We start from the raw sequence: 1,087 nt of genomic DNA on the forward strand, positions 1-1,087 counted from the left end.
CAGGGCGGGATCGCACTTTGTTAATGAAATTTGAACAGGCTGATCGTCTGTGATCTAATCACGTCTCCATGCAGGAGGCGCGCTCTATGACCTTAATTGAACACCTTACCCTTGTTGAAGAAACCCGCTCTGATATCAATCGTAAACATGATCTTGTTGATGTCATGTTTCTTGTCATCAGCGCCATCATTAGTGGCGCCGAGGGCTGGCGGGACATAGAGACCTATGGCAATTCAAAGGCCGATTGGCTCCGTCAGTATCGCCCCTTTGCCAATGGCATCCCGCGCCGTCACACCATTGCTCGCATTCTGCGCTGCATTGTCATCGATACCCTGCTTGAAGCATTGCTGTGCTGGGTCAATGAACAGCGCACTCATCAGGGAAAACCCATAATTGCCTTTGATGGCAAGGTGTTACGCGGCTCCTTTCGGGGAAATGCCAAGGATGCTCTGCAGTTGGTCACGGCCTACGATACCGAAAATGGGCTGGTGCTAAGCCAGAAAGCAACCCCGAACAAGAAGGGGGAAATCGAAACCGTCAAAGAGATGCTGGACATTCTTGAACTCAAGGGGGCCGTTGTCACGCTTGATGCCCTGCATTGTCAGCGAGAAACATTGCAGAAAATCAGCGAGAAGAAGGCTCATGTGGTGGTACAGGTAAAGAAGAATCAGCCAAAGTTGTACCAAGCCGTTCAGTCACAATTCCAGGCACTGTTTGACGCTCAGAAAGAGAAGATTGTCGTCGAGCACAAAGAGAGTGGGCATGGTCGTCAAGAAGAACGCTATGTGTTTCAATTAAAAGCAAAATTACCGCCAGAGTTAGCAGAGAAATGGCCGACAATCCGCAGCATCATTGCCGTTGAGCGCCACCGCAGCGCCAACGGAAAAGGAACGGTAGATACCTCCTACTATGTCAGTTCGTTATCCCCCAAGCACAAGCTGCTCGGGCACTATATTCGTCAGCATTGGCGGATAGAGAACAGCCAGCATTACATTCTTGATGTGGTGTTTAACGAGGATGCATCAAGGATAGCGATGGAGGATGCAGTCGAGAATATGGCGCTATTTAGACGGTTTGTTCTGAACAT

Annotated in this window: 1 protein-coding gene; it reads left to right on the forward strand. The window is 49.7% G+C overall.

Annotated elements, in window-relative coordinates:
* Positions 1–86: 86 nt before the first annotated feature.
* Positions 87–1,087 (forward strand): ISAs1-like element ISAeme2 family transposase (locus OKB81_RS20470; RefSeq protein WP_270805443.1); only part of this gene is annotated, 1,001 nt, incomplete at its 3' end.

Source organism: Aeromonas sp. QDB56, from assembly GCF_027705505.1.
Classification (GTDB): domain Bacteria; phylum Pseudomonadota; class Gammaproteobacteria; order Enterobacterales; family Aeromonadaceae; genus Aeromonas; species Aeromonas caviae.